Consider the following 26,851-nt stretch of genomic DNA (forward strand, 5'->3'; position numbering starts at 1 on the left):
GATTGGCCACCGTGTCCCTACAACGGTGATTTTGCCAGCTGCGCCGGACGGATCCGGTAGCTCTAGCCTACCTGCTGTGAGTAATCCGATGAACTCATCAGGTCATCCACCACCGAGGTATCCGCAACCTTGATCTCGAGGAGCCAGCCTTCACCGTAAGGATCAGAGTTAATCAGCGCCGGGTTGTCTTCGAGGGCTTCGTTCCGGGCTACCACCTCACCGGTAACCGGGGCGTAAATATCGCTGACACTCTTGGTCGATTCGACTTCCCCGACGACGTCGGCGGCGGTGATCTGCGAACCGGCCTCGGGCATCTGGACATAAACCACATCGCCGAGCGCGTCCTGCGCAAAGTCGGTGATCCCTATGCGGACCACGCCGTCGCTGGTCGGCGGGGTCACCCATTCGTGTTCGACCGTGTAGTGAAGATTATCGGGAACGTTGCTCATGGGCAGCCTTTCGTCGTACTCCGGTCTGACTGGGCGCGACGTCCTTCGGATGCCACTGATCGAGTATAGGCATAGTGATTGAACGATGGGCAGGGGCGGACCACCTATGGACTACCCAGAGCCTGCAGAGTGAGGAAAGATCGGACCATGACCGATCTCCCCTTCCCCATTCAGCCCATGCTCGCCAAAGCCGTCAGCGAGGTGCCCGAACCCGACAGCGTTGCCGGCGGCCTGCTCTACGAGCCGAAATGGGATGGTTTTCGCGCCATCATCCACCGCGACGGCGACACCGTTGACATTGGCAGCCGCGGCTCGAAAATGCTCACCCGGTATTTTCCTGAACTGGTCGATGCGCTGAAGGTTTCCCTTCCCGAGCGGTGCGTGGTTGACGGCGAGATTGTGGTCCGCACGGGCTCCCCCGGCAATGAGCGGCTCGATTGGGAGGCGTTGTCGCAGCGGATTCATCCCGCTGACAGCCGGGTGCGGCTGCTCGCCGAGGAAACTCCCGCCTCGTTCGTCGCGTTTGATCTGCTCGCAACCGGCTCCGAAAACCTGGTCGAATCCCCCTTCGCTGACCGACGTGCCGCACTGGAACGTATTGGTGGCGCGTTCACCGCGCCGATCCATCTGTCGCAGACCACCAGGGACGTCGAGCTGGCCCGTCGCTGGCTGGTCGAGTTTGAGGGAGCCGGGCTGGACGGCGTCGTCGCCAAGCCGTTGGACGCCTGCTATGAGCCGGGTAAGCGCCGGATGCTCAAGATCAAGCACCACCGCAGCGCCGACGTCGTCGTCGTCGGGTACCGCGTCCACACGAGCGGTGCCGGAGTCGGATCCCTGTTGCTGGGGCTGTACGACGGCGGCGAGTTGCGTAACGTGGGCGGCGCCTCGGCGTTCACGAACAAGCGGCGGCTGGAGCTGGTCGACGAACTGGCGTCCGACGTCGTGCGCGACTCCGACGGGGAGGCAATTCGTGGGGAGACCGATCGGAGCCGGTTCGCGTCCAGCAAGGACGTGTCGTTTGTGCGGCTGCACCCGCGGCGGGTGATGGAGGTGAGGTACGACCAGATGGAGGGTTCGCGCTTCCGGCATACGGCGCAGTTTTCCCGGTGGCGGCCGGACCGTGACCCGGAGTCCTGCACCTTCGACCAATTGGAGGTCCCGGTGGCCTACGACCTGAATGAGGTCCTCGCCTAGCTCGGCATTCTATTTGTCTTTCCTCGCCCGGCTTGGCTGAACCCGGGAGGGCTCCCCCGGCATCTTTGGATAATCCGGCGGGAAGGGCAGCTCGCCCAGGCCCGAGTCGAGGTCCCGCTGCCACCAGGCAAGCAGCTGGTCGATCGAGCCCGGCTTCTCATGGAAGCTGGACCACGGATCGCCGGTGGTTTTCAGCCGCTCGGGCACCGTGAGAACGGTGAAGTTCTTCGGGTCAGCGTTCTCCAACTCATCCCATTCGATGGGGCACGAGACTGGCGCGTGGGCGAGTGCCCGGGGGCTGTACGCTCCGGCGATGGTGCGGTCCCGGTTGGCCTGGTTGAAGTCGACGAACACCTTCTCTCCCCGTTCCTCTTTCCACCATGCGGTGGTGACGGCGTCGGGCATGCGGCGTTCCAGTTCGCGGGCGGCGGCGATGACCGCGTGGCGCACATCGAGGAACTCCCGAACCGGCTCAATGGGCGCGAAGACGTGGAGCCCGCGGTTACCCGAGGTCTTGATGAAGGCGGTGAGCCCGGCCTCCTCAAGCACCTTGCGCAGCTCGACGGCGGCGGGGATGGCGTCGTCGAAATCTGTCCCCGGCTGGGGGTCAAGGTCGATCCGCAACTGGTCGGGGTTGTCGGAGTTGTCAGCACGGGAAGGCCAGGGATGGAAGACGATGGTGTTCATCTGTGCGGCCCAGACGGCCGCTGCTGGCTCGTCGATGACCAGTTGCGGGTGTGATCGTGCGCTCGGGTAGATTACGGGCACCGACCGGATGTAATCGGGCGCACCCTTGGGCGGGTTCTTGGAGAAGAACTGCTCGCCGCCAATCCCGTCCTTGAACCGCTGCAGTGCCAGGGGCCGGTCGCCGTTGGCGGCAACGAAGGCCTCTCCCACCTCGACCAGGTATTTGGCGAGGTCCAGCTTGGTTATCCCTAAATCGGGCCACAGCACTCGGCTGGGACTGGAGATCCGCACGTCGCGGGTGCCATGGGGTCCGTCGACGGACAGGATTGTTGCCTCAGATGCCATAGCTCCAACATACTCCCGGGGCCCGCCGGGTGGCTCACACTACGAGCGCGGATGCAGTCGCGAGATAGATCGTCACGGTCAGGATGTCCTGGATCACCGTCGCCAGTGGTCCGGAGCCGAAGGCCGGGTCCTTCCCCATTTTGCTGATAATCCAGGGCAGCGCCAGGGCGATGACCGTCGCAATTGACGCGGCAGCAAGCAGGGAAACCGCAACGGATACCGCGACCTGCCAGTCCTGCCAGATCACTCCCACGACGACCAGAGACACGGTGCCAAGAAGCACGCCCAGGATCGCGCCGGTGGCAATCTCCCGTCCGGCGATCCGGCGGATCCCGACGCCGAGGGACAGACCCCTGATCACCAGCGCCTCGGTCTGCGTGCCGATTGCGTCGGCGAGGTAGACCACGCCCGGAACGAAGAAGGCAATCAGGACGTGCTCAGCCAGGTCCGCTTCAAAGTTTCCGACCACGCCCGCCGCAAGCAGCGCCCCGATCAGCCCCACAATGAGCCAGGGAAGGCGATGCCACAACCGCAGCAGCACAGGTTCCACCGTCGTCGTCCGGGCAACCGAGGCGGATTTCAGGAACCCGCCCAGGCGGGCGAGGTCTTCCTCATGCTCCGTGAGCAGGACTTCGAGCAGGGCGGTGGCAGGGACGAGACCGATGAATCGACCGTCGTCAACGACAGCGAGGGTGGGTTCACTATGTTGGATTGCCTTCCACGCCGCCCGCTCCTGCCCCGTGGCGGGAGCGACGACGGGCGGCTGGGCGTCCATGAGTTGGCTCACCGGCACGGCTGGTGGGGCAGCAAGCAACCGCTCGATGGTGATCAAGCCGAGCAGTTGATCCCCCGATAGGACGGCCAGGACCGCGGCGCAGTCATACTGCTGCCCGCGCATGGCCTCCAGCGCCTGCCCGGCTGATTCGTCGGGGTGCGCGGTGGGCACCCGCCTGGTGGTGCGCTGCGCCGCCGTCCTGAACTGGTTGGAATCAACAGGATCGAGAACCGTCATCAGAAACCTTCTCCACTTCGCAGAGCCGCCACACCGGTGGCTCTCAGGATAGGGGATCAGCAGATCTTCCGGGCCGTGCACAGAAAAAGCCCGCCAACCCGGGCCCCCTCCCGTCCTTCCGACGGTTTCTATTCCAGATTGTGTCGGATCTCGAGGTAGCGCATGGTTGCACGCTCGCTTGGTTCTCCCTTCCGGCAGAAGCTTAGTGACGCCAACTTCTGGTGAGGCCGCTGCACAATGACCGCCCCGTCCCTGAGTGTCGCCTCCAGAACACCCAGCACCTGGTGGAACCGAAGATCTTGCCGCGCCTTCTCGTAAAAAGAGAGCACATAAACATAGAAAAAGAGGTTGTAGCTGGAGAACGGATAGGTGACCTGCAGAAAAATGGAACCTATTCCACAATGACGGGGGCCGGTCGGTGTCCAGGTCGTCCAGTGGTTAAGCAGGAACTCCACCGTCTGGTCCTGTGATTCCAGCCGTTGGCGGGTGAGTCCCACCCTGAAGCCGTCCAGTGCGGCCAGAATAGGCCCGGGATTGGAGTAGTCCGTCTCCGGCCCCTTCCCGTAACTGAACTTCTTGCACTGCCAGCCACCGTCCACCCGTTCGGTTTGCTGCAGGTGATCGAACGCCGCCTCCAACCTCTTGTCCGCTGCGTACCCCAGATAACACAGCGCCCTCACAGAATTGATCGAGTAGCAGGGGTAGATAGCCCCATGCGGCGCGGCCTTGAACCGTCCGTCCCCGCGCAATGCGGAGAAAATGAGCTCCGCCGTTCCCTTGAGCACGGGGTGAACAGGATCCACACCCAATTCCACCAGCATCAGCGCACAGTCGAGTGTGGTGAATGGACTTCCTTTGCTGATCCGGCCGTCCGGCGTAGCCCAAAAATCGGCACCGTTGTCGAAGCGCTTGGCCAGAATCAGGTTGATGTCGGATGCTGTCACAGCCGAGGCACCTTCCAGAACTAGTTATACAGCGCTGCATCAGTCCAACAGCGCCTCCACCGAGACGAAGCCGTAGCCTCGCGCGCGCAACCCTTCGATAATGCAGGGCAGGGCGGCTGCGTCGAGGGTGGTGCCGTCGTTTGGGTTGGAACCCACGTGCATCAGAACGATCTGGCCGGGCCGCGACGTGTTCAGTACCCGCTGGCACACAATCGAGGCGGTGATGCCACCGGATGACCCTTGCCAGCCCAGCGTGTCCACCGTCCAGCGGAACGGGACGTAACCGAAGCCGTTGACGACGTCGATGTCGAGTTGAGTCCGATCGCCGTAGGGGAACCGGAAGTAGGGCATGGTCGTCTTCCCGGTGAGCGGCCAGATGGCAGCCTCCGCTCGCGCCAGTTCGAGCCGGATCGCCTCATTGCTGAGCTGTGAGAAGTACGGGTGGGTGTTGGAGTGGTTGCCGACGGGGTGTCCGTCGCCTGCCATGGCTCGTACGCTGGCAGGATATGCACGCGCGAACTGGCCTGTCACGAAGAAGGACGCCGGAGTATCGTATCGATCCAGAGTGTTGAGGATGGAGCTCACCCCCGCATCGGAGGCACCGCCATCGAAGGTGAGCGCCACGACTGAGCGCGTCGTGGGGAAGACCTCCCAGTCGGTGTCATCCCACTTGGCAGGGACGGATGGCCATGGCGCGAATGCGGCGTTGGGACTGCTAGACGTCGCGGGATAGGCATACAGGGCGCCGTCCGACCGTACCGCCCAGATCGTCTGGGCGCGAGGATCGAGCTGAGTGGCGAAGATTTTCGGGAAGGCGGACCAACCCGTTCCGATCTGTGTCGTGGGGAACGACGCGCCGCTGGATGAGGCGGCATAGAGGCGCAATCTGGCCTCGCTGTCCACAACGAGAAGGTCAGAGCGGCCGTTCTTGTCCCAGTCGCCCGCTCCCACGACCTGGCGCATGGGGAGCCAGCCTCCTCCGAGTCTGATCCGGGGAAGGAAGCCACCGGTGCCGTTGGTCGGGTAGACGTGCATAATGCCGGCTGTGTCGGTGGCCACGACAGCGGGAAATCCATTGACAGACTGCTGCACCGGCGTCCACGTCCGCAAGGCCAGCCAACCATTGCCGATCTGGCGAGCAGCGAGGAATCCACCCGAGCCGTTGCCCGGGTACAGCATCAACCGCCCGTCTTTGAAACGGGCGATCAGGTCGAGCGCACCGTCACGATTCCAGTCCACGCCACCCTGGACGCTCTCGGCAACCAGCCAGCCGCTCCCAATCTGGCGAGGGTCCGCGAAACGCTCCCGAGCGCTGGCCGCGTAGTAGAGGAGCCGGCCGTCGGGCGCAATCAGCATCAGATCGCTGAAGCCGTTGCCGTCCCAGTCGCCGACCGAGATCGTTCGTGAGGCAGTCCATCCATGCCCGATCCGGTAGGGCGACGTAAAGCGGATGGAGGGGTTGGACGGCAGAGTCTGCGCCGGCAGTGTGGCAGGTGACTCCTCGACAGTCGTTTCTGAAGAGATGTGAGCTGGGGCTACGACCGCGTTCCCCGGTGAAACCACACCGGGGAGGACAAGCCCTGACACGAGACCGCCTACAAGGAGGCTCCGATTCGCAGCCAAGGCGCCCATTCGCAATCCTGCGATGATGCTCCCGCTCATGATTTTGCCCTTTCCTCTTGAGTCATAAGTTGAGGGACTTTCCTGCTCATCTGCTATTTAACTCCGTTGGGCCCGGTTGGATTAGGGTCTTTAGTCCGTCGTCTCCTCACCGCACCGTTAGCGCCGCGCTACTTCCCCGTTACATTTATTGGAGGCCTCGAAGGCCGGGGGCTTGGTCGCTGGACCTGGTATGACTTTCTGCCCCTGTCATTGATGATCCGGGGGGTGCTGTCGCCAGGTTCAACGCCGCCGTCATCTGCCTCGCGCGCCGCCGCTGCGACGTCATTTACGCCATGCTCAAAACCAAAACACTCTACGAGACCAAAACCCCGGAAGCCGCTTGACCAAAAGCATAGGCCCCCCCCCCACATCTTCTCCACCACATCTGAGGTTGCCATGTGGACAGCATCGACAACGGTTGTGAGGGGACAGCCCCTCATTATGGACGGCACCTGCTCGCGCTTCGGTCAGGACGCAGCGCTCGTCGAGGGCTCGGCGCATGTCCGCGGTGATTGGCCCTATTGCCTTATGGAGGCGCCCCGCAATCAGTCGTGGCGTCCTGCCGGAACAACCCGCCTCCGCGTGTCGCGCGCTCGCCATCGCACAACCACGAAACAGGGAGGGCTGCGACGTCGCCGTCGAGCAGCTTGCAGGTCGCGCACCAGTCGGCGTAGAAGAACAGCACCACTGTCTCGTCAGCAGTGGCCGATGACAGGGCCTCCGGCGTGTATTCCTAAAACGAGGGGGAAGACCCGGCAGCGGTCACCTGTCCGGATCTGTCGCGGCCGATTGCGCGAAGAAGGGGACGGCAACGGCGGCCACCATGATGATGGGAGTTCGCCTCTTCATGAATCGCTCCTCGTGTCACAGGTCGAGTCTCGTCACAGTGTATAAAGCAGCGACGCCCGAGTTCACTGTCCCAGAGCACGCCTGCTATCCGTTTTCCGGCCGCCCACACCGCAGTGACGGTGGATAACGGGGAATACCCATGTTGCAGGGCTGGTTGTGCGGGGTAAGAGACTTCTTCCCACGCAGCCCGTCCCTGAACTCGATCTGGCCGCGTGGAGCCGCCTGACCACGCCCGCTTCGTGATCCTGCGGACAGTCTCAAGCAAACCGGATACCCCCACTGAAGGGGTCCGAGCACAGGTTCTGTCTCAGGTCCGGGCATGGACCTACCTGCTATCACAAAGGAGAAAAACACCATGGCAAAGATTCTGATGGTCGTTTCGGCCGCTGATTCCCTGACGATGAAGGACGGTAGTCAGCACCCTACCGGGGTGTGGGCCGAGGAACTGGTGGTTTCCCACCGGACCCTCCTCGGCGCCGGACACACGGTCCACATCGCCTCCCCTAACGGGGTAAAGCCGACGTTCGACCAGGTCAGCCTCGCCCCGGAAATGGCCGGAGGGCAGGAGAAAGTCGATGAGTTCCGGGAGTACATCACCTCCATCGACGATGAACTATCCGCAACGCTGGTCCTCGCCGAAGTGGACGCCGCGATTTACGACGCCGTGGTCCTGCCAGGCGGGCACGGCCCGATGGCTGACCTGTTTCAGAACGAGGACCTTGGCCGCATCCTGATCGCCGCCAACGACAGCGGGCGAATCATCGCTCCGTTCTGCCACGGTCCTGCCGGATTGCTCAGTGCAGTGGACGGAAACGGAAGGTTCGCCTTCGAGGGCCGGCGGATGACCGTGTTCACCAACAAAGAGGAGCTATCCGGGGGAACCGGGGAGAACACCCCGTGGTTCGTGGAGACCGCACTGCAGGAGCAGGGCGCCGTAGTGGAGCTGGGCCCTGACTGGTCATCCTTCGTGGTGCGCGACGGCAACCTGATTAGCGGCCAGAACCCCCAATCCAGCCACGACGTCGCCGTCGCCGTCATCAACGCCCTAGCCGAATAAGCCAATCACCGCAGGCGGCGGATAGGGCGCCGTCTGCGGCACACACCCTCCGAGGTACCCGCCACCGCTATTCCGCCAAGGTCGGCCTCGCCCTAGCCTGGGAACGATCCCGGTGCAGGTGCGTCGGCGGGTTCTGGAACGAAGATAGTCGCGGCGCAAATAGCCCACGGGCAAAGAAAAACCCCGCCGATCCGGGCTAACAAGCCTAGATTGGCGGGGTTTTCGCTGTCGGGATGACAGGATTTGAACCTGCGACCCCTTGACCCCCAGTCAAGTGCGCTACCAAGCTGCGCCACATCCCGATTGGCCGGCCGATGAAGGCCGAACCACCTGAAGAATCGTATCGCATACCGGGCCCCGGGACGAACCCGAGCTAGTACCAGACAGCTTCTCCCGGCAGAAACGACGTGCGGGCCAAGGATTACCGCTCACTAGCGGCACTCCCTGGCCTGAAGGCCGTCTCCGGTTACTTCTTCTTGCCGCGCTTCTCGCGGACGCGCATGGCGACCTCAATGGGCGTTCCTTCGAAGCCGAAGGTCTCCCGCAGGCGACGCTGGATGAAGCGACGGTAGCCAGGATCCAGGAACCCGGTGGTGAAGAGGACGAACTTCGGCGGACGCGACGAGGCCTGCGTGCCGAAGAGGATACGCGGCTGCTTTCCGCCACGAACCGGGTGCGGGTGCGCAGCCACCAGCTCGCCTAGGAATGCGTTGAGACGTCCCGTCGGGATGCGGGTGTCCCAGGACTCCAGCGCACGGTCCAGTGCCGGGGTCAGCCGGTCCTTGTGCCAGCCGGTGAGGGCCGAAATGTTCACCCGGGGTGCCCATTCGACGTGCGCCAGGTCCTGCTCGATTTCGCGCTCCAGGTAGGTGCGGCGCTCGTCATCCATCAGGTCCCACTTGTTGAACGCCAGCACCAGCGCGCGGCCGGACTCCATGGCGAGGTTCAGGATCCTGATGTCCTGCTCACTGAGCACCTCATCCACGGCCAGCAGCACCACTGCCACCTCGGCCTTTTCCAGGGCCGACTGGGTCCGCAGGGACGCGTAGAAGTCGGCACCCTGGGCCATGTGCACCCGGCGGCGGATGCCGGCGGTGTCCACAAAGCGCCACACACGCCCGTCGAGCTCGATCATCTCGTCAACCGGGTCGCGGGTAGTTCCGGCCAACGGATCCACCACGACGCGGTCGCTGCCGGCCAGCTTGTTCAGCAGCGACGACTTGCCCACGTTGGGGCGACCAATCAATGCCACGCGACGGGGACCGCCGGAGCGTTCCAGCCCGCCGTGCGCCGAGAACTTCGGCAGCACCTCAAGCGCCTGGTCCAGCATGTCGCCGGTACCACGGCCGTGAAGGGCCGAGACCGGCCACGGCTGACCGAAGCCAAGACCCCACAGGGTGGACGCGTCGGCCTCGTTCTGGATGTCGTCAACCTTGTTGGCGACCAGGATGACCGGCTTCTTCTTCTTGCGCAGCATCTGCACAATGGCTTCATCGGTGGCAGTAGCGCCGACCGTTGCGTCGACGACCAGCAGGACGGCGTCGGCCATGTCGACGGCGATCTCCGCCTGGTCGGCAACCCGGGCATGGATGCCGCGGGCGTCATGCTCCCAGCCACCGGTGTCCACCAGGGTGAATCCGCGGCCGTTCCAGGTGGCCGAGTACATGACGCGGTCACGGGTGACACCGGGGGTGTCTTCGACTACTGCTTCACGGCGACCCAGGATGCGGTTGACCAGCGTGGACTTGCCCACGTTGGGGCGTCCCACGATGGCGAGGACCGGGTCGAGCTGCATCGGCGCGTCGGGATCGTAATCCTCGGGCTCCAGCGCAAGCAGGGCCGCGTCTTCCTCGTCGAGTTCGTAGTCGTCGAGGCCGGCGCGAAGAGAGCGGGCGCGGACCTCCGCCTCGTCGTCGTCGATTCCGGCCAGGCGCTCCGCAATCGAGTCCTCGCCGGTCGGCTCAAACTCTTCTGCCCCTTCAATGTCAGGGCGGGCCCGGTTGTCAGTCATGAGTGCATTCCTTCGTTATCAGTGTGCAACGGTTCGAACGACGTCGAGCACAGCCGAGATGGTCTGCTCAAAATCGAGTTCCGATGAATCTACGGTAACCACGCCGTCTGCGGCCTGGTGAAAATTGACTACTGTCGAGTCTTTGGTGTCCCGTCCCAGGACCTGGTCCTGCAGCTGCGCGTCGGTCTGGGTGCCGCCGAGCTGGTCACCGCGGCGGCGCAGGCGGGCAGCCTCGCTGGCCGTGAGCAGGATCCGCACCTCGGCGTCGGGCGCGACGACGGTGGTGATGTCCCTGCCCTCTGCCACGATGCGGTGCCCCGAGTCGGCGATGATCTGGCGCTGCCGACGGATCAGTTCGCTGCGGGCGCCCATGGTGGTGGCGACGGCCGAGACGGCGTCAGACACCCGCGGTTCACGGATCGCGTCGGTGACATCCTGACCACCGACGGTCACCGATTCGTCGTCGGGCCGGGTGCTGATGCCCAGGTTGATCGTGCGGGCGGCGTGTTCGACAGCGACTCCGTCCGCCAGATCAATTCCCTCGGCCAAACAGTGCCAGGTGACGGCCCGGTACATGGCACCCGTGTCGAGGTAGGCGGCATGCAGCTGGCGCGCGGCTTCGCGGCTCACACTGGACTTGCCGGATCCGGAGGGCCCGTCGATGGCGACCACGAGGGACTTGCCGATGCGGAAAAGGGAATGGGGTGTGTTCACTGGACCACTTTCCAACCGTTGGCGGTGAGGAATTCGAGAAGATCGTGCCGTTTGCCTGGCACCACCGAAATTTCGGCCATGCCCACCTGACGCCCGGGCGAGTGTTCCAGCCGGAGGTCCTCAAGGTTGATGCCGGCGTCGCCAATCTCGGTGAGGAGCCGCGCAATCTGTCCGGGGACGTCATCGACGAGCACCGTCAGTCGGGCGAAGGCCTCGGGCGGGGTGCCGTGCTTGCCGGGGATGCGGGCCTGGCCCACGTTGCCCTCGGAAATCAGTTGCGCCATGTCGAGCCGCGAGCCGGGGCCCGTGGGGTTCTCAAGCGTGCCGATCAACCGGTTCAGGTCCTCGCGCACCCCATACAGGATGTCGACCAGACGGTCAGCGTTCGCCGAGAGGATCTGTACCCACAGTCGGGGGTCACTCGCCGCGATCCGGGTCACGTCTCGAAGCCCATTACCGGCCAGCGCCAACGCGTGCGGAGGCGTATCCTGCAGCCTGCTCGCTACCAGCGACGACAGCACCTGCGGGAGGTGGGAGATCAGTGCGACCGACTGGTCGTGCTCCTCGGCACTCATCCGCGCGACGACGGCGCCCAGGTCAATGGCCAGCGCCTCGGCCGTCCGGATGGCGGCCGCCGTGGTCTGTGGTCCGGGGCAGACCACCCAGGGCATGCTGGTGAACAACTCGCCGCGGGCGGCGACCGGCCCTGACTTCTCCCGCCCGGCCATCGGGTGGGTCCCCACATAGCGTGCCAGCGCCGACTCGTCGACGACCGACGCCAGGTGGTCCAGCACCGACGCTTTCACGCTGGCAATGTCGACGACGACGGCGTACGGGTACTCGGTAAGTGCCTTGGCGCTCAGATCAGCCGTGACATCAGGCGGTGCAGCAACAACGACCAGTTCCGGGTCGAGGGATTCCACCGGGTTGAGGGACCGCCCGGCGCCGATATCTTCGGCCACTGCCTGGGTGGACGGGGAAATGTCGGTCAGGACGACGTCGATCCCCCGGGCCCGCAGTCCCAACCCAATGCTGGCGCCCAAAAGCCCCGTGCCCACAATGAGCACGGGACCGGACAGGTGGGTACCACCGTTGTTAGCGCCAGGCATGTGTTTAGAGTCCCACCGCTGCCAACAGGTGTCCGACTTCCTGATTGCCCAGGACCCGGATGCTGCCCTGCCGCTGGTCGTTGACCCGGATCGGGCCCACCTGGGTGCGGACCAGACGTTCGACGGGGTGACCGACAGCCTCGAAGAGTCGGCGAACCACGCGGTTGCGTCCGGAGTGGAGCACCACCTCGACCAGGATATGGCCCGGGGTGGAGTCGACCAGCCGGAACGAGTCGACGCTGGCAATGCCATCTTCGAGTTCGATGCCCTCACGCATTTTGGCTCCGATGCCGTGAGCCATCGGCCCGCGGACCTGCACCAGGTAGGTCTTCGGGACCTCGTACGAGGGGTGGGTCAACCGGTTGGTAAGTTCGCCGTCATTGGTCAGGAGCAACAGACCCTCGGTGGCGACGTCGAGACGGCCCACGTGGAAGAGCCGCTCGTTCTCGTTCTTGTTCTTCAGGTAGTCACTGATGCAGGGGCGCCCCTCGGGGTCCTCCATGGTGCAGATGACGCCCTTGGGCTTGTTGAAGACGTAGTAGACCAGGTGATCATTGAGCTGCAGGCGGATGCCGTCCACATGGATGGCGACCTGCGTGGGATCCACCCGGACGCCGAGATCGGTGACGATGGTTCCGTCGACCTCGACGCGGCCGTCCTCGATCATTTCCTCACAAACGCGGCGTGATGCCACCCCTGCCGAGGCCATGATCTTCTGGAGGCGGACGCCGTCGGGGTTATGGACGTCGAGGCGATCGACGGGTGCCGCTTTGGGCTTCTGAGCCTTGGGACGGTGGACCGGGCCGAGGCTCTGGCCGAAGCGTTCCCGGCCGAAGGCCTTGGGACCGGCAGGCTGCTGCCGGCCGCCGCTCTTCTTGGGACCGGCCTGCTTGGGGGTGCGGTTAGCGAACGGGCGTGCCTCGCCGGAGCCTTCCGAGGCGCCGCGGTAGCCGCCGCTGGTGGGACGGCCACCGCTGGTGGGGCGTCCGCCGCGGGGTGAACCATCGCGGGGGGCACCGCTGCGAGGCGAGCTGTCACGTGAAGCGTCGCGCGAGTAACCCTCGCGTGGTGCGCCGTCGCGGCTTGGCTTGGCACGGGCTGCACTGCCACGGGCAGGACCCTGACGCTTGGCGCCGTCGCGGGCTGGTCCCCTACGCTCGCCGTCGCGGTCAAAACCGCCCTCACGAGGTGAACTCTGGCGAGCCTCGCTGTCGCGACCTGCGCCGGCAGCCGATCCGCGGCCGAACGCGTCGCGGGCCGACCGGCCACGGGCTGCTCCAGAACCAGCGCGGGGTGCACCGCCGCGTGCGGACCCGCCGCGAGGGGCACCGTCCCGGCCGCCGTCGCGGGGGGCACTGTCACGGCCGGAGTCATCACGCGCGTAACCCTCGCGGCCGCTGGCAGGACGTGCGGACCCGTCGCGTCGGGGGGTGTTGCGTCCGGAGCCGGACCGTGGCGCCTGTGTCATTGAATATCCTTTTAGCTAGCGTATTTAGTACGTGGTGTCATCAAAGTCACCGAGGTTTTCCAACCCGGGTAGATGTGGTGAAAGCTGCGGCAGGTCAGCAACGCTGCCAATACCTAATCTTTCCAGAAAGTACGAAGTTGTTCCGTACAGAATTGCGCCTGTTTCAGGATCGGTTGCCGCTTCGGCGATCAGACCGCGTAACGCCAGGGTGCGTACCACCGAATCCACGTTCACGCCGCGGATCCCTGAAACTCTTGCCCGAGACACCGGTTGCCGGTAGGCGATGACGGCGAGGGTTTCCAAAGCTGCCTGTGACAGGCGGGCGCTTTGTCCTTCGAGCACGAACTTCGCCACTACCGGCGCAAACGAACTGCGCGAGAAAATCCGCCATCCACCGGCGACGCTGCGTAGCTCGAAGCCACGCGGCTGTGAAACCGCCGGATCGGTGGTGTGCCCTTCCGGGCCCTGACCAGTATAACCGTCATACTCCTGCTGGAGTTCCACCAGCAGCCGACGGACGTCGGCGACCGGAACCAGCAGGGCGGTCGCGAGCTGCAGGTCGGTGACAGGTTCGTCGACCACCATCAGTACCGACTCCAACGCCGCTTTGATACCGCCCGGCTCGCCCGCCGCGTCAAACAGGGTTTCCTCGGCGTCGGGTTCCTGGGCGTTCACTGCGATCCTTCGCTGGGAGGTGGGGCTGGTGCTGGCTGGTCGTACTCTTCACTGATCGACGCCGGGGACCAGTCGCTGGCGCCGGCCGACCAGCGGACCGTGAGGTTTCCCAGTGGCGCGCCCTGGTCAAAGGAGATCACAGCATCGCGGAACATTTCCAGCAAAGCGAGGAATCTCACCACGACGGTCAGCATGTCCTCGGCGTCATGGGTGAGTTGCCGGAAGGAGAGCGGTTTGCCTTCACGCAGCCGTAGCCCCAGCAGCTCGGTCTGTTCTCGAACGCTCACCGCTGACCCATGCAGGTGGTCGATTCCGACCCCAGTGGGCGCGGGCTCGCGCGGCTCAAGCGCTTTGGCCGCCAGGGCAGCGAACTGCCCGGGGGTGGTGCGCCAGGAGAGTTCGGGAAGCATCGCTGCCACCTGGGGTTCCAGGCTGACGTCCCGTGGGAAGCGTTTGCCTTCCTCGGTCAGCCGCTCCCCCAGTTGCCGGGCGATTTCCTTGAACGCCTTGTACTGCAGCAGCCGGGCGAACAGCAGGTCCCGTGCTTCCAGCAGTGCCACGTCTTCATCGTCCTCGACCTCACCGGCCGGAAGCAGCCGGGCCGCCTTCAAATCGAGGAGAGTCGCTGCGATGACCAGGAACTCACTGGCCTCGTCGAGCGAGAAGTCGGCGTCGGTGCCCTGGAAGGCGCGGATGTATCCGATGAATTCGTCGGTAACCGTGGCGAGGGCTATTTCGGTGATGTCCAGCTCATGCTTGGAGATCAGCCCTAGCAACAGGTCGAAGGGTCCGTTGAAGTTCTCCAGCCGTACGGTGAACCGGGTAGCTTCCATCCCACCTTCACCAGCCCGGTACACATCAGCTGCACCGCGACCGGGCGCGACGGCGTCGGGCTCGGCATCACGCACGAGCATCGGAGCGCTGCATCGAGAGGTGCGCGGCGCGCTGCATGGTTAGGGGGCGCCGCCGCGCGCGATCAGTTCCTTGGCCAGCCGACGGTACGAATCGGCGCCCGAGTGGTTGGCCGCGTACGACGTGATCGGTTCCGCGGCGACCGTCGCATCAGCGAACTTGATGGTGCGCTTGATGACCGTCTCGAAGACCTTGTCGCCGAAGGCTTCGACCAGCCGGGCGATGACCTCGCGGCTGTGCAGGGTCCGCGCGTCGTACATAGTGGCCAGCACGCCGTCGACCTGCAGGCGGGGGTTCAGCCGATCCTGGACCTTTTCGATCGTCTCGACCAGCAACGCGACGGCACGCAGGGCGAAGAACTCACAGATCAGCGGGATGATCACGCCGTGCGCTGCAGTGAGCGCGTTGACCGTCAGGAGTCCGAGGGAGGGCTGGCAATCGATGAGGATGACGTCATAGTCGTCGGAGACTTTCCGGAGGGCACGGTCCAGGACCTGTTCACGGGCCACCTCGTTCACCAACTGCACCTCTGCCGCCGAGAGGTCGATGTTGGCAGGCAACAGGTCGACATTCTCGAACGCGGTGGTCTGGATGGCGTCCTGAATCTGGACCTTGCGGTCCATCAGCACGTTGTAGACGGTGACGTCGAGCTCGTGCGGGTTGGTGCCGAGACCTGCCGAGAGGGCTCCCTGCGGGTCGAAGTCGACCAGCAGGACCCGTCGTCCCGCCTCGGCGAGCGCCGCGCCGAGGTTGATGGTGGAGGTGGTCTTACCGACGCCACCCTTTTGGTTCACCATGGCTATCACGCGGGCCGGTCCGTGGGAGGACAAGACCGGTGGTTCGGGAAACACGGTCACCGGGCGCCCGGTGGGCCCGATTTCTGCGTCCGTCAGAGTTGTGGAACCCTGTTCGCTACTCACGTATGTATCCACGCTTCCGTTTAATCGCTGTGCTGAAAGTATTGCTTGCTTGCCTGCCCTCAACGTTACAACCGGGGCTGCATTCCGACGGGTAAATCCGCTGGCACCGACCCGCGAGCCTTTAGTTTCAACCTGAGGTCTAACCTTCCAGACCCAAGCGTCCCATTGACTGCCGTCGGTGAGTGGGACTGTCCAGACCACCCCACTCTCAGGGTCCCGTGAGTGGGAGAATACGCTCGCCGCTGCAGCCGGGACAACAGAAGAGGCCCCTCCCGGGTTGAACTGCTCCCGGGAAAGGCCTCTTCAGTGGTGTTACGCGGTGGCTGTGACCCTAGCGGCTGGCGCCGACCCGGCGGTCGCCGTCGTTATCAAGGTCACCCAGGTTATCGACTGCCCTGTCGGTGGTGACAGCTGAACCGTCCTCGACGTCGTCGTCCATGTGGTTGGCGCTCATGGTCGCCTCGTCGAACGGCAGGTTCCCGGAGAGAACCTCGTCAACGCGGCCCCGGTCAATCTCGTTGGTCCACTTTCCGATCAGCACGGTGGCGACGGCGTTGCCGGTGAAGTTGGTCAGCGCGCGGGCTTCGGACATGAACCGGTCGATGCCGACGATCAGGCCGACGCCGTCCACCAGGTCCGGGCGGTGCGACTGCAGGCCACCGGCGAGCGTGGCCAGACCAGCGCCGGTCACGCCTGCAGCACCCTTGGAGGCGATGATCATGAAGATCAGCAGCGAGATCTGCTCGCCGAGGGCCAGGGGTGTGCCCAGGGCGGATGCCACGAACAGTGACGCCATGGTCAGGTAAATCGCTGTGCCGTCGAGGTTGAAGGAGTAGCCGGTGGGGACGGTGACGCCCACAACCGGCTTGGAGACGCCCAGGTGTTCCATCTTGGCGATCAGGCGCGGCAGTGCTGCCTCGGAGGACGAAGTGGAGAAGATCAGCAGGTACTCGCGGCCCAGGTACTTCATCAGCTTGAAGATGTTGACGCCGGTGACCAGCTTCAGCAGCCCGCCCAGGATCACCACGATGAAGAGGATGCAGGTCACGTAGAACGCAGCCATCAGCGTGAACATGCTGACAATCGCCTGGACGCCGGTCTCGCCGACGACGGCGGCGATCGCGCCGAACGCGCCGATCGGGGCAAGCCACATCACCATGATCAGGATGCGGAAGACGAGTGCCTGGATGTGACCGATGCCGCGGAGGATTGGCTTGCCGGCGGATCCCATGCCCTGCAGGGCGAAACCGACCAGCAATGCTACGAAAAGGGTCTGGAGGATGCTGGTTCCGGTGAGGGAGGCGAGCAGTGTGACGGGGATGATGCCCAGCAGGAAGTCGGTGGTGCCGGTCGCCTCGGCGGGGTCGCCAGCGTCGTACGTGGCGCCGGAAAGGTCAAGACCTTCACCGGGCTGGACGATGTTGCCGACAACCAGGCCGATGGCCAGGGCGAAGGTGGACATCAGCATGAAGTAGCCGAGAGCCAGGCCACCGACCTTGCCGACCGTCGCGGCTTTGGCGATGGACCCGATACCCAGCACAATGGTGCAGAAGATAATGGGAGCGATCATCATTTTGATCAGGCCGATAAAGCCTGCACCGATGGGCTTGAGGCTTTTCGCGAATTCCGGAGCCATCAGGCCGAGAATGGCACCGAGGATCACCGCCGCGATCACTGCAATGTAAAGGAAGTGGGTCTTGTCGACCCGTTTCTTGGGCTTACCCGGGCTGACCGGTTGAGCCGGCTGACCTGCTGTGGATTTCGATGGCGCCATAGCCATACTCCTTCGGTGAATGATTCAAAGCTGTCTATCCCATGCTCGGGCGTACAGTGATGTGAATCACCATTGCGTTCATACTGTTCGCAGCATCAAGGAAGGGACCCGGTGGAACGGTGAGGAAGTGGAGCCTGGCTCGGCAGTTCTTCGTCGGACAACTGGTGTTTGTGCTGGCGCTGACCGCCGCCATCTCCTGGGTCCTCTATCTCGACGCCGAGCAGAGTACCTACGAAAATTCGGCAGCCCGCATGCTCGCGATTGCGACGACGTTTGCCGACGACCCCTATGTCAGCACCTCCGTCTCCCTGCCGGATCCCAGCGCTGTGCTGCAGCCGTACGCGCGTGAGGTGATGGATGACCTCGGCGTCGACTTCATCACCATCATGGCTCCGGACCGGACCCGGTTCACCCACCGCAACCCCGACGAGATCGGTGCTCCCTATATCGGATCGATCGAGCAGGCACTCGGCGGCCGGGCCCACACCGAGACGTTCTCCGGGACCCTGGGGCCTTCGGTGCGCGCTATCGTGCCGGTGATCGACGACGACGGCGCGGTGGTTGCGATGGTGGCGGCCGGGGTCACCGTGGACACGGTGACGATTGCCCGCAACGCCCAGCTTCCCCTGCTCTTCCTCATCGCCGCCGGCGCGGTCACAGCCGGCGCAGTGGTGTCCTTCCTGCTCAGCCGGCACCTGCGGCGGGCAACCCTCGGCCTGGGGACGGACCAGCTCGCGCATATGTTTGTGTTCTACGACTCGGTGCTGCACTCGGTCCGTGAGGGAATGGTCCTCACCAATCCGCACGGCGAATTGGTGTTGTACAACGACCAGGCAGCGCACCTGCTGGGTTTGCCACCTGCCCGCACCGGACAACCGACGGCTGCCCGGGACCTGGACCTGCCGCCGTCGCTCGTTGACCTCCTCACCACCGGCCGGCAAGCCATCGACGAATTCCATGTCACCGCCGACCGGATCCTGGTGGTCAACCAGGAGACTGCGGTGCCCGGCGGCGGCACACCACCGCCCGGAGCGAAGCCGATGGGAACCGTCACCACGCTGAGGGATCACACGGAGATCGAGTCGCTGACCGGGGAGCTCGCAACGATGCGCACCCTCACCGACGCGCTGCGGGCCCAGACCCACGAACACGCCAATCGTTTGCACACCATCGTGTCCCTGATCGAACTTGACCGGCGCAGCGAGGCCCTCGACTTTGCCACCCGGGACCTGACCCAGTCACAGCAGCTCACCGACGACGTGCTCGGCGCCATCGACGAGCCGTTCATCACCGCCCTGCTCGTCGGCAAGGCGGCGCAGGCCAACGAACGCGGGATTGAACTGGCAATCGCCGTCGACGGCCAGATCGAAACCTCCCACCTGGATCCGGGCGCCCTGGTCACGATTATCGGGAACCTGCTGGATAACGCCCTGGACGCCGCAGCGGATTCGCGCGACCGGCGGGTGAGCCTCACCCTTGAGCGCAGCGGTGACGATGTCATGATCACGGTGCGGGACAGCGGGCCAGGGCTGAGCGCAACCGGTGCCGACGCGTTCACGCTGGGGTTCAGCACCAAGGAACACACACCGGGCGGCGCTGGGCGGGGGCTGGGGCTGGCTCTCGTGCGCCAGGCGGTGCAACGCCTGGGCGGGTCGCTGACGGTGGCGAACGACGACGGCGCCCGCTTCACCGTGCTGCTGCCGCTCGCCTCGACGCAGTCCCCGATCGCCGACGGCGTGTTCCCGGGAGGCACCCGTGTCTGACAACATCAGGGTCCTGGTGATCGAGGACGACACCATCACCGCGGAGGCCCACGCCGAATATGTCAGGAGACTGGACGGATTCGCCCTGGTGGGGGTCGCCCACAACGGGTCAGAGGCGATGACCTTCCTTGGGTCGGGGGCGGAACCGGTGGACCTGGTGCTACTGGACATGAACCTGCCGGACATCCACGGCCTGGACATCATCCGGCGGATCCGTGGCGCTGGCCTGCCCACCGATGTCATTGCCATCACCGCCGTCAGGGAACTCCACATTGTCCGTGCGGCTATCTCCTCCGGCATTGTCCAGTACCTGATCAAGCCGTTCACCTACTCGGCCTTCAGCGACAAGCTGGCCAACTACCGGTCGTTCCGCCAGAATCTGGTGGCCCAGGCATCCTCGACCACCCAGTCCGAGGTGGATAATGCCCTCGCTGCGCTTCGCCCACCCGCGCAGGGCAGTCTACCCAAGGGGCTTTCCGATGAGACGCTCAAGGGCGTGATCCTGATGCTCAAGCGGGGCGGCACGGCCGTCTCGGCAGTGGAAGTGGCGGCGGATCTGGCGTTGTCCCGGGTCACTGCCCGCCGCTACCTTGAATACCTGGCCGACCAGGAATCCGCCCGCCGCGCACCCCGGTACGGGACGCGCGGTCGCCCCGAATTCGAGTACTCCTGGATCAGCTAGCTCCCCACGTCATGTTCCCGCCGGGACATCCCGCCACCGACATCCCGCCGAGAAGCGGGATATGGCGGGTTCGACGCCGCTGAAGTCGCCTGAGCTAACGGCTCGGCGGGGTGGGGGCGGGGCGGAGGACCGGTTTCATGGCGTCGAGCACTGACTGATCCTCAATGGTGGAGGGCACCACGTACTCCTCGCCCGCAGCAATCTGGCGCATGGTCTTCCGGAGAATCTTTCCAGACCTCGTCTTCGGCAGCCCATCCACCACCACCGCCTGTTTGAAGTCGGCCACCGGGCCGATCTGCTGCCGTACCAGGTCCACCAGTTCCTGTTGCAGCCTCTCCGCACCGATGTCCACGCCCGCCTTGAGCACCACATAGCCGCTGGCGCGTTGGCCCTTCAACGCGTCAACCAGCCCGATCACCGCGCATTCGGCAACGGCCGGGTGCTGAGCCAGGACCTGCTCGATCGCTCCCGTTGACAACCGGTGCCCGGCCACATTGATGATGTCGTCGGTGCGGCCCATCACGAAGACGTAGCCGTCGTCGTCGAGATAGCCCGAATCTCCGGTGACGTAGAAACCGTCGAAGGCGCTTAGATACGCGCTGATGAACCGCTCGTCGCTCCCCCACAGGGTGGGCAGCGTCCCGGGCGGCAGCGGCAGCTTCAACGCGATATTGCCTTCCGTGCCAGCTGGCACCTCCTTGCCGTCGGCGTCGAGAATCCTCAGGTCGTAACCGGGCTGGGGCAGCGTGGGCGATCCCGGCTTGATGGGCAGCTCTTCGATGCCGCGGGGATTGGCGCAGATGGGCCAGCCGGTCTCGGTTTGCCACCAGTTGTCGATCACCGGAACGCCAAGGGTTTCGCCAGCCCACCGGTAGGTGTCGATGTCGAGTCGCTCTCCCGCGCAGAACAGCAGCCGCAGGCTGGACGTGTCGTACTCCCTGAGCAGGGTTGCCTCCGGGTCGACCTTCCGCACAGCGCGCACCGCGGTGGGGGCGGTGAACAGCACGCTGATCCGGTGATCGTTGATCAGACGCCAGAACGCTCCGGCGTCGGGGGTGCCGACAGGCTTCCCTTCGTAGAGGACCGTCGTCGCGCCGGCGAGGAGTGGGGCATAGACAATGAAGGAGTGTCCCACCACCCAGCCGACGTCGGACGCTGTCAACATCACGTCACCCGGGCGGACATCGAAAACGTTGGTGATCGACCAGGTCAGGGCGACGGCGTGGCCGCCGTTGTCCCGCACCACGCCTTTGGGGGAGCCGGTGGTGCCAGAGGTGTAGAGGATGTAGAGCGGGTCGGTGGCATTGACCGGAACGGGATCGGCCGGTTCGGCTGCCGCGAGCGCTTCGTCCCAGTCAAGCCAGCTGGTGCCCGACGTCGTCGCGTACTGGGAGCGGGTGTTTACGAAGCCCTCTCGTGATTTCACGATCACGGCGTCCACCCGGTGCCCGCAGAGTTCCAGGGCATCATGGACCGCGGGCAGGTACTCGATGGGGCCGCGGGGTTCCAACCCGCCCGACGCCGTCACCACCACGGCGGGGCGTGCATCCTGGATCCGGGAGGCAAGCTCCCTGGCGGCGAACCCGCCGAAGACCACCGAATGGACGGCTCCCAGGCGTGCGGTGGCGAGCATCGCGATCACCGCCTCGGGCACCATCGGCAGGTAGATCACCACCCGGTCCCCCTTGTCCACCCCCTGCGATCGCAGGACCCCGGCGAACTGGGCCACCTCGTCCCGGAGCTCACGATAGGTGTAGTTTCGGACCAGCCCGAGCATCGCCGAATCGTAGATCAGCGCGGTGGTGTCCCCGCGCCCGGCCTCGACATGGCGGTCCAGGGCGTTGTGGCACGTATTGAGTTCGCCGTCGGGAAACCACCGATGGAGGGGTGCGGCGCTGCTGTCCAGGGCAACGGTCGGCTCCCGTGACCAGTCGACGGCCTGTGCGGCCTCCAGCCAGAACGCATCGGGGGCCTCAAGGCTTCGGCGGTACAGCGTGCGATAGTCCTGGCTCATTCGGCTCTCCTCCACGTCAATGTGTTGTGCTGTCATCCTACTGACGCCCACCACCCCCCTCCGCCGAACCGTCAGCTCTGGTGAGTTGGGTCCGGTTTAGGGCGCCAAAGCTCACTGCTCGGCGGGAGGGGGTGTGTATACATGAGACGGTCAGGTGGGCGGCCGGGGTGCTAATTTATTGCCTATCGTGCGCTGCATGTATACATTGGCTCTACAGTGTTTACATCACAGCCAGCGTCGGCAGGAGGATCAATGCGGGCAAGCGACAGGGCCTACGGCGCCTTGAAGGCCGACATCATTGAGTGGCGCCTGGTCCCCGGCACCGTACTTGCCGAGGTTGAACAATCGGCCCGGCTTGGCGTCTCCCGGACACCCCTGCGGGAGGCACTGGCCCGGCTCGGGGCAGAAGGCCTGACCGCCGCTCAGGCTGGACGCGGCGTCGTCGTCACCGACATATCCGTGGAAAAGATGAGTCAACTTTTCGAGGTGCGGTTGGCACTGGATTGCAAGGCCGCAGAGCTCGCCGCAGCGCACCGGTATGCGCCAGTGTTCACCGCGCTAGCCGAACGCTTCGATGCCGCCGGTGACCTCATCGCCGGTTCCGACCCCGATCAGCGTGACTACTACGCCCTGGTCTCGGAGCTGGACGCCGCCGTCGACGACGCTGCGAACAACCAGTTCCTCCGCCAGGCCCAGGGCCAGCTACGGGCTCAACTGGTGCGTATCAGGCGCCTGGCCAAGGACAACGCTGAGCGGCTCCTGGCATCAGCTGCCGAGCACTCCCAGATTGCACGCTCCATCGCCGGCGGCAACGCTGATCTCGCTGCTGCCGCCACCAAAATCCACCTCCACAACAGTCTTGACCACCTCCTGGCGTCGAAGCACAGTTTCGACGCCGGTTCCGTCCCACCACGAAAGGCTCACCTCAATGGTTGAACATCATCTGGTCCGTACCCACCGCAGCGACGAGAACCTCGTCCGCGAGCAGCAGCTTGCCTACCGTCTGGCGCTGGTCGCGGCTGATCCGGTGGAGGTCGACGACGACGTCGCCGACATGGTGATCAACCGCATCATCGACAACGCCTCGGTTGCCGTGGCCTCGTTCACCCGCGCCCCGGTGGTTGCCGCCCGAGCGCAGGCCACCAGCCACCCTGCATCGTCGAACGGGGCCGGTGCCACCATTTTCGGCATCCAGGAAAAGACGTCCCCCGAGTGGGCAGCATGGGCCAACGGCGTCGCGGTCCGCGAGCTCGACTATCACGACACCTTCCTGGCCGCCGACTACTCCCACCCCGGCGACAACATCCCGCCGATCCTCGCCGCAGCGCAGCACACCGGGCGATCCGGTCGGGACCTGCTGCGGGCCATCGCGACCGGGTACGAGATTCAGGTGGACCTGGTCAAGGCCATCTGCCTTCACAAGCACAAGATCGACCACGTCGCCCACCTCGGCCCGTCCGCAGTTGCCGGCATCGGCACCTTGCTGGACCTCGACGTCGAGACCATCTTCCAGTCCATCGGCCAGGCCCTGCACACCACCACCGCCACCCGCCAGTCCCGCAAGGGCGAGATCTCCACCTGGAAAGCTCACGCTCCGGCCTTCGCCGGGAAGATGGCCGTGGAGGCTGCTGACCGGGCGATGCGCGGCCAGACCTCCCCCACCCCGATCTACGAGGGTGAGGACGGGTTCATTGCGTGGCTGCTGGACGGCCCGGATGGCAGGTACGACGTCCCCCTGCCGGCCGCGGGCGAGTCCAAACGTGCCATCCTGGACACCTATACCAAGGAGCACTCAGCCGAGTACCAGGCGCAGGCCCTGATCGACCTCGCCCGCAAGCTGCATACAGCGCACCCGGAAGCCACCGATCCGGAACTGGTGCAGTCGATCGTCATCCACACCTCGCACCACACCCACAACGTCATCGGGTCCGGCGCGAACGACCCGCAGAAGTATGATCCCACTGCTTCCAGGGAAACCCTCGACCACTCGATCCCCTACATCTTCACCGTGGCCCTGCAGGACGGCTCCTGGCATCATGTTGACTCCTACACCCCCGAGCGTGCGGGACGGTCCGACACCGTGGCCCTCTGGCACAAGGTCACCACGCTGGAGGACCCAGAGTGGACCCGGCGCTACCACTCGCTGGACATCAGCGAGAAGGCCTTCGGCGGCCGCGTCGAAATCACCCTCACCGACGGCACGGTCATCACCGATGAACTGGCCGTCGCCGATGCGCACCCGCTCGGCGCCCGGCCCTTCGCCCGGGAGCAGTACATCAACAAGCTGCGTACCCTCGCCGCCGGCCAGGACGGCAACCGGATTGTCGACGAGGCCGAGATTGACCGGTTCCTCGCCGTCGTCGAGCGCCTGCCCGAACTGGCCGCCGGCGACCTTGACCAGCTCAACCTGGTCGCGGCGCCCGGCGTCATCAACCCCGCCACCGCGCCGAAGGGACTGTTCTAAATGTTGTACTCCTCAGTGACTCCCGAGCAGAAGCGCATCGCGTTCCGCACGGGACTAGCCTCCGGCCGGATCCAGCAATTCCCCGGCGCCTTCAACCCCCTGTCAGCGCGGCTGATTGAAGACAAGGAGTTCGACGGCGTCTACATCTCCGGCGCTGTCCTGGCCAACGACCTGGGCCTGCCGGATATCGGCCTAACGACGCTCACCGAGGTGGCCACCCGCGCCGGGCAGATCGCCCGGATGACCGACCTGCCGTCGATTGTCGACGCCGACACCGGCTTCGGTGAGCCGATGAACGTGGCACGGAGCATCCAGGAGTTGGAGAACGCCGGGCTGGCGGGCTGCCATATTGAGGACCAGTTCAATCCCAAGCGGTGCGGGCACCTGGATGGCAAGAACGTGGTGGACCTGGACACGGCCACCAAGCGCATCCGCGCGGCGGCCGACGCCCGCCGTGACCCCAACTTCCTGATCATGGCGCGCACCGATATCCGCGGGACCGACAGTCTACAGGCGGCCAAGGACCGGGCTAAGACGCTGGTCGACGCTGGAGCCGACGCCATTTTCCCCGAGGCGATGCGGGACCTGAGTGAGTTCCAGGCCATTCGCGACGCCGTCGACGTACCCATCCTGGCCAACATGACCGAGTTCGGGAAGAGCGAGCTATTCACCCTGGATCAGCTCTCCTCCGTGGGGGTCAACATGGTGATCTACCCTGTCACCCTGCTGCGTAGTGCAATGGGCGCGGCGGAGCGTACGCTGGAAGCGATCAAGGCCGACGGCACCCAGCAGGGCGCCGTCGGTGCCATGCAGACCCGGGCCCGTCTCTACGAGCTCGTGGACTATGAGGCATACAACCGATTCGACACCTCGGTTTTCAATTTTCAGGTGCCCGGTTCGCCGGAACACACGACGCAGCAGGTCCCTTCCGCTGTTGAACAGGAGTCCCCATGACAGAACCGCAGATCTACAAAGGGCTAGCTGGAGTCACAGTCGACACCACGGCTATTTCCATGGTCAATTCCGACACCAACTCGCTGCTGTACCGCGGGTACCCGGTGCAGGAACTAGCTGCCAAGTGCAGCTTCGAAGAGGTCGCGTACCTGCTGTGGCACGGGGAGCTGCCCTCGAAGGACGAGCTTGCCGAGTTCACCACATTTGAACGCAGCCACCGTGCGCTGGCCGACAACGTCAAGGCTGCCATCGATCTGCTGTCCACAACCTGCCACCCGATGGACGTCGCCCGCACAGCTGTGTCGGTGCTCGGCGCCAATCACCCGTTGGCCGGCGATTCTTCCCCCGAGGCCAATCTGGAAAAGGCGAAGGAACTCTTCGCGGCGTTCCCCGCCGTCGTCGCCTACGACCAGCGTCGTCGTCGTGGTCTGGACATCGTGGCTCCGCGCGACGATCTTGACTACTCGGCCAACTTCCTGTGGATGACCTTCGGCGAGGAGGCCGCGCCCGAGGTGGTTGAGGCGTTCAACGTGTCTATGGTGCTGTACGCCGAACACTCGTTCAACGCTTCGACCTTCACGGCCCGGGTCATCACGTCTACGCTGGCCGACCTCCATTCGGCGGTCACCGGAGCCATCGGCGCCCTGAAGGGGCCGCTGCACGGCGGGGCGAACGAGGCAGTGATGCACACGTTCGAGGAGATCGGGATCCGCACCGACGAGTCCCGTGAGGATGCCGCTGCCCGCGCGAAGGCGTGGATGGAGGATGCCCTGGCCCAGAAGAAGAAGGTGATGGGCTTCGGCCACCGGGTCTACAAGAACGGCGATTCGCGGGTGCCCACCATGAAGGGTGCGCTGGACGGGATGATCAAGCACTTTGGTCGGCCTGAGCTGCTGGGTCTGTACAGCGGGCTGGAAACGGCTATGGATGAGGCGAAGAGCATCAAGCCAAACCTCGACTACCCGGCCGGCCCCACCTACCACCTCATGGGGTTCGATACCGAGATGTTCACACCCCTGTTCATCGCCGCCCGGATCACCGGCTGGACCGCCCACATCATGGAGCAGACCGCGTCCAACTCCCTGATCCGCCCGCTCAGCGTCTACAACGGTCCGGAGCAGCGCCAGGTCCCCTAGCCTCACCTCTCTGGTTCGAGTCACAACCTCTGGTTCGAGTCAACAGATATGACGGG

Annotated in this window: 23 protein-coding genes and 1 tRNA gene; 8 read left to right on the forward strand and 16 right to left on the reverse strand. The window is 64.7% G+C overall.

Annotation, left to right across the window (positions count from 1 at the left end; translation table 11 throughout):
- Window positions 1-62: 62 nt before the first annotated feature.
- On the reverse strand, window positions 63-449 hold the full coding sequence (gcvH, locus tag IWX62_RS13600; RefSeq protein WP_196841950.1) for a glycine cleavage system protein GcvH: 387 nt from the start codon (window positions 447-449) through the stop codon (window positions 63-65).
- 147 nt (window positions 450-596) lie between these two features.
- Here gcvH and IWX62_RS13605 point away from each other — a divergent pair, with 147 nt between their 5' ends.
- On the forward strand, window positions 597-1,643 hold the full coding sequence (locus IWX62_RS13605; RefSeq protein ID WP_196841951.1) for an ATP-dependent DNA ligase: 1,047 nt from the start codon (window positions 597-599) through the stop codon (window positions 1,641-1,643).
- A gap of 9 nt (window positions 1,644-1,652) precedes the next feature.
- Here IWX62_RS13605 and ligD read toward each other — a convergent pair whose 3' ends face one another.
- The 5 genes from ligD to IWX62_RS16465 all read right to left on the reverse strand — a co-directional run bounded on the left by ligD (window position 1,653) and on the right by IWX62_RS16465 (window position 7,008).
- Window positions 1,653-2,675, reverse strand: a complete 1,023-nt coding sequence (gene ligD / locus IWX62_RS13610; RefSeq protein WP_196841952.1) for a non-homologous end-joining DNA ligase — start codon at window positions 2,673-2,675, stop codon at window positions 1,653-1,655.
- 34 nt (window positions 2,676-2,709) lie between these two features.
- Window positions 2,710-3,687 (reverse strand): magnesium transporter, encoded by a 978-nt coding sequence (locus IWX62_RS13615; RefSeq protein ID WP_196841953.1) that lies wholly within the window; start codon window positions 3,685-3,687, stop codon window positions 2,710-2,712.
- Between the two features lie 128 nt (window positions 3,688-3,815).
- Window positions 3,816-4,631 carry a hypothetical protein gene (locus IWX62_RS13620; protein WP_196841954.1) on the reverse strand — a complete coding sequence of 272 codons (816 nt, stop codon included), beginning with the start codon at window positions 4,629-4,631 and terminating at the stop codon, window positions 3,816-3,818.
- Window positions 4,632-4,670: 39 nt separating this feature from the next.
- Window positions 4,671-6,293 (reverse strand): polysaccharide deacetylase family protein, encoded by a 1,623-nt coding sequence (locus IWX62_RS13625; RefSeq protein WP_196841955.1) that lies wholly within the window; start codon window positions 6,291-6,293, stop codon window positions 4,671-4,673.
- 526 nt (window positions 6,294-6,819) lie between these two features.
- Window positions 6,820-7,008, reverse strand: coding sequence for a hypothetical protein (locus IWX62_RS16465; RefSeq protein ID WP_442859263.1), 189 nt, complete (start codon window positions 7,006-7,008; stop codon window positions 6,820-6,822).
- 489 nt (window positions 7,009-7,497) lie between these two features.
- On the opposite strand from IWX62_RS16465, the gene IWX62_RS13635 reads away from it, so the two are divergent.
- Entirely contained in the window at window positions 7,498-8,199 is a 702-nt protein-coding gene (locus IWX62_RS13635) for a type 1 glutamine amidotransferase domain-containing protein (protein ID WP_196841957.1), read from the forward strand.
- A 228-nt stretch (window positions 8,200-8,427) separates the two neighbouring features.
- On the opposite strand, the gene IWX62_RS13640 is transcribed toward IWX62_RS13635, so the two are convergent.
- From IWX62_RS13640 to IWX62_RS13680, 9 genes are all read right to left on the reverse strand, one after another.
- Window positions 8,428-8,501, reverse strand: a tRNA-Pro gene (locus IWX62_RS13640).
- Between the two features lie 164 nt (window positions 8,502-8,665).
- Window positions 8,666-10,210, reverse strand: a complete 1,545-nt coding sequence (der, locus tag IWX62_RS13645) for a ribosome biogenesis GTPase Der (protein WP_196841958.1) — start codon at window positions 10,208-10,210, stop codon at window positions 8,666-8,668.
- Window positions 10,211-10,228: 18 nt separating this feature from the next.
- On the reverse strand, window positions 10,229-10,924 hold the full coding sequence (gene cmk, locus IWX62_RS13650; protein ID WP_196841959.1) for a (d)CMP kinase: 696 nt from the start codon (window positions 10,922-10,924) through the stop codon (window positions 10,229-10,231).
- Window positions 10,921-12,033 (reverse strand): prephenate dehydrogenase, encoded by a 1,113-nt coding sequence (locus IWX62_RS13655; RefSeq protein WP_196841960.1) that lies wholly within the window; start codon window positions 12,031-12,033, stop codon window positions 10,921-10,923. Before IWX62_RS13655 ends, cmk begins: the two co-directional genes overlap by 4 nt.
- 4 nt (window positions 12,034-12,037) lie before the next feature.
- Window positions 12,038-13,501, reverse strand: coding sequence for a pseudouridine synthase (locus tag IWX62_RS13660; RefSeq protein ID WP_196841961.1), 1,464 nt, complete (start codon window positions 13,499-13,501; stop codon window positions 12,038-12,040).
- 24 nt (window positions 13,502-13,525) lie between these two features.
- Window positions 13,526-14,176 carry an SMC-Scp complex subunit ScpB gene (gene scpB / locus IWX62_RS13665; protein ID WP_196841962.1) on the reverse strand — a complete coding sequence of 217 codons (651 nt, stop codon included), beginning with the start codon at window positions 14,174-14,176 and terminating at the stop codon, window positions 13,526-13,528.
- Window positions 14,173-15,090: a segregation and condensation protein A gene (locus IWX62_RS13670; RefSeq protein WP_442859262.1), complete on the reverse strand. Its 918-nt coding sequence runs from the start codon at window positions 15,088-15,090 to the stop codon at window positions 14,173-14,175. The genes scpB and IWX62_RS13670 overlap by 4 nt, the downstream gene beginning before the upstream one ends.
- Window positions 15,091-15,129: 39 nt before the next feature.
- Window positions 15,130-16,008, reverse strand: a complete 879-nt coding sequence (locus IWX62_RS13675; RefSeq protein WP_196841963.1) for a ParA family protein — start codon at window positions 16,006-16,008, stop codon at window positions 15,130-15,132.
- A 331-nt stretch (window positions 16,009-16,339) separates the two neighbouring features.
- Complete coding sequence (locus tag IWX62_RS13680; protein WP_196841964.1) at window positions 16,340-17,782, reverse strand: cation:dicarboxylate symporter family transporter; 1,443 nt, start codon at window positions 17,780-17,782, stop codon at window positions 16,340-16,342.
- 119 nt (window positions 17,783-17,901) lie between these two features.
- On the opposite strand from IWX62_RS13680, the gene IWX62_RS13685 reads away from it, so the two are divergent.
- Both IWX62_RS13685 and IWX62_RS13690 read left to right on the forward strand, forming a co-directional pair.
- Window positions 17,902-19,545: a sensor histidine kinase gene (locus IWX62_RS13685; protein WP_196841965.1), complete on the forward strand. Its 1,644-nt coding sequence runs from the start codon at window positions 17,902-17,904 to the stop codon at window positions 19,543-19,545.
- Entirely contained in the window at window positions 19,538-20,227 is a 690-nt protein-coding gene (locus tag IWX62_RS13690; protein ID WP_196841966.1) for a response regulator, read from the forward strand. Before IWX62_RS13685 ends, IWX62_RS13690 begins: the two co-directional genes overlap by 8 nt.
- A gap of 94 nt (window positions 20,228-20,321) precedes the next feature.
- Here IWX62_RS13690 and IWX62_RS13695 read toward each other — a convergent pair whose 3' ends face one another.
- Entirely contained in the window at window positions 20,322-22,241 is a 1,920-nt protein-coding gene (locus IWX62_RS13695; protein WP_196841967.1) for a propionyl-CoA synthetase, read from the reverse strand.
- 252 nt (window positions 22,242-22,493) lie between these two features.
- Here IWX62_RS13695 and IWX62_RS13700 point away from each other — a divergent pair, with 252 nt between their 5' ends.
- From IWX62_RS13700 to IWX62_RS13715, 4 genes are read left to right on the forward strand one after another with little or no spacing between them, the layout of a single operon-like run.
- Window positions 22,494-23,177: a GntR family transcriptional regulator gene (locus IWX62_RS13700; protein ID WP_196841968.1), complete on the forward strand. Its 684-nt coding sequence runs from the start codon at window positions 22,494-22,496 to the stop codon at window positions 23,175-23,177.
- A complete protein-coding gene (locus IWX62_RS13705) occupies window positions 23,170-24,705 on the forward strand; it encodes an MmgE/PrpD family protein (RefSeq protein ID WP_196841969.1) in 1,536 nt (511 codons plus the stop codon). Before IWX62_RS13700 ends, IWX62_RS13705 begins: the two co-directional genes overlap by 8 nt.
- On the forward strand, window positions 24,706-25,659 hold the full coding sequence (prpB, locus tag IWX62_RS13710; RefSeq protein WP_196841970.1) for a methylisocitrate lyase: 954 nt from the start codon (window positions 24,706-24,708) through the stop codon (window positions 25,657-25,659).
- The gene (locus IWX62_RS13715) at window positions 25,656-26,795 is read left to right on the forward strand and encodes a bifunctional 2-methylcitrate synthase/citrate synthase (RefSeq protein WP_196841971.1); all 1,140 of its coding nucleotides are present in this window, start codon (window positions 25,656-25,658) and stop codon (window positions 26,793-26,795) included. Before prpB ends, IWX62_RS13715 begins: the two co-directional genes overlap by 4 nt.
- Window positions 26,796-26,851: the final 56 nt, after the last annotated feature.

The organism is Arthrobacter sp. CAN_A1 (assembly GCF_015751665.1).
In the GTDB taxonomy this organism is placed as follows: Bacteria; Actinomycetota; Actinomycetes; order Actinomycetales; family Micrococcaceae; genus Arthrobacter_D.

Coding starts and splice junctions, on each gene's coding strand:
- gcvH (WP_196841950.1), bottom strand. CDS start 449: ATGAGCAACGTTCCCGATAATCTTCACTACACGGTCGAACACGAATGG.
- IWX62_RS13605 (WP_196841951.1), top strand. CDS start 597: ATGACCGATCTCCCCTTCCCCATTCAGCCCATGCTCGCCAAAGCCGTC.
- ligD (WP_196841952.1), bottom strand. CDS start 2,675: ATGGCATCTGAGGCAACAATCCTGTCCGTCGACGGACCCCATGGCACC.
- IWX62_RS13615 (WP_196841953.1), bottom strand. CDS start 3,687: ATGACGGTTCTCGATCCTGTTGATTCCAACCAGTTCAGGACGGCGGCG.
- IWX62_RS13625 (WP_196841955.1), bottom strand. CDS start 6,293: ATGAGCGGGAGCATCATCGCAGGATTGCGAATGGGCGCCTTGGCTGCG.
- IWX62_RS13635 (WP_196841957.1), top strand. CDS start 7,498: ATGGCAAAGATTCTGATGGTCGTTTCGGCCGCTGATTCCCTGACGATG.
- der (WP_196841958.1), bottom strand. CDS start 10,210: ATGACTGACAACCGGGCCCGCCCTGACATTGAAGGGGCAGAAGAGTTT.
- IWX62_RS13655 (WP_196841960.1), bottom strand. CDS start 12,033: ATGCCTGGCGCTAACAACGGTGGTACCCACCTGTCCGGTCCCGTGCTC.
- IWX62_RS13660 (WP_196841961.1), bottom strand. CDS start 13,501: ATGACACAGGCGCCACGGTCCGGCTCCGGACGCAACACCCCCCGACGC.
- IWX62_RS13670 (WP_442859262.1), bottom strand. CDS start 15,090: ATGCTCGTGCGTGATGCCGAGCCCGACGCCGTCGCGCCCGGTCGCGGT.
- IWX62_RS13680 (WP_196841964.1), bottom strand. CDS start 17,782: ATGGCGCCATCGAAATCCACAGCAGGTCAGCCGGCTCAACCGGTCAGC.
- IWX62_RS13695 (WP_196841967.1), bottom strand. CDS start 22,241: ATGAGCCAGGACTATCGCACGCTGTACCGCCGAAGCCTTGAGGCCCCC.
- IWX62_RS13700 (WP_196841968.1), top strand. CDS start 22,494: ATGCGGGCAAGCGACAGGGCCTACGGCGCCTTGAAGGCCGACATCATT.
- IWX62_RS13705 (WP_196841969.1), top strand. CDS start 23,170: ATGGTTGAACATCATCTGGTCCGTACCCACCGCAGCGACGAGAACCTC.
- prpB (WP_196841970.1), top strand. CDS start 24,706: ATGTTGTACTCCTCAGTGACTCCCGAGCAGAAGCGCATCGCGTTCCGC.
- IWX62_RS13715 (WP_196841971.1), top strand. CDS start 25,656: ATGACAGAACCGCAGATCTACAAAGGGCTAGCTGGAGTCACAGTCGAC.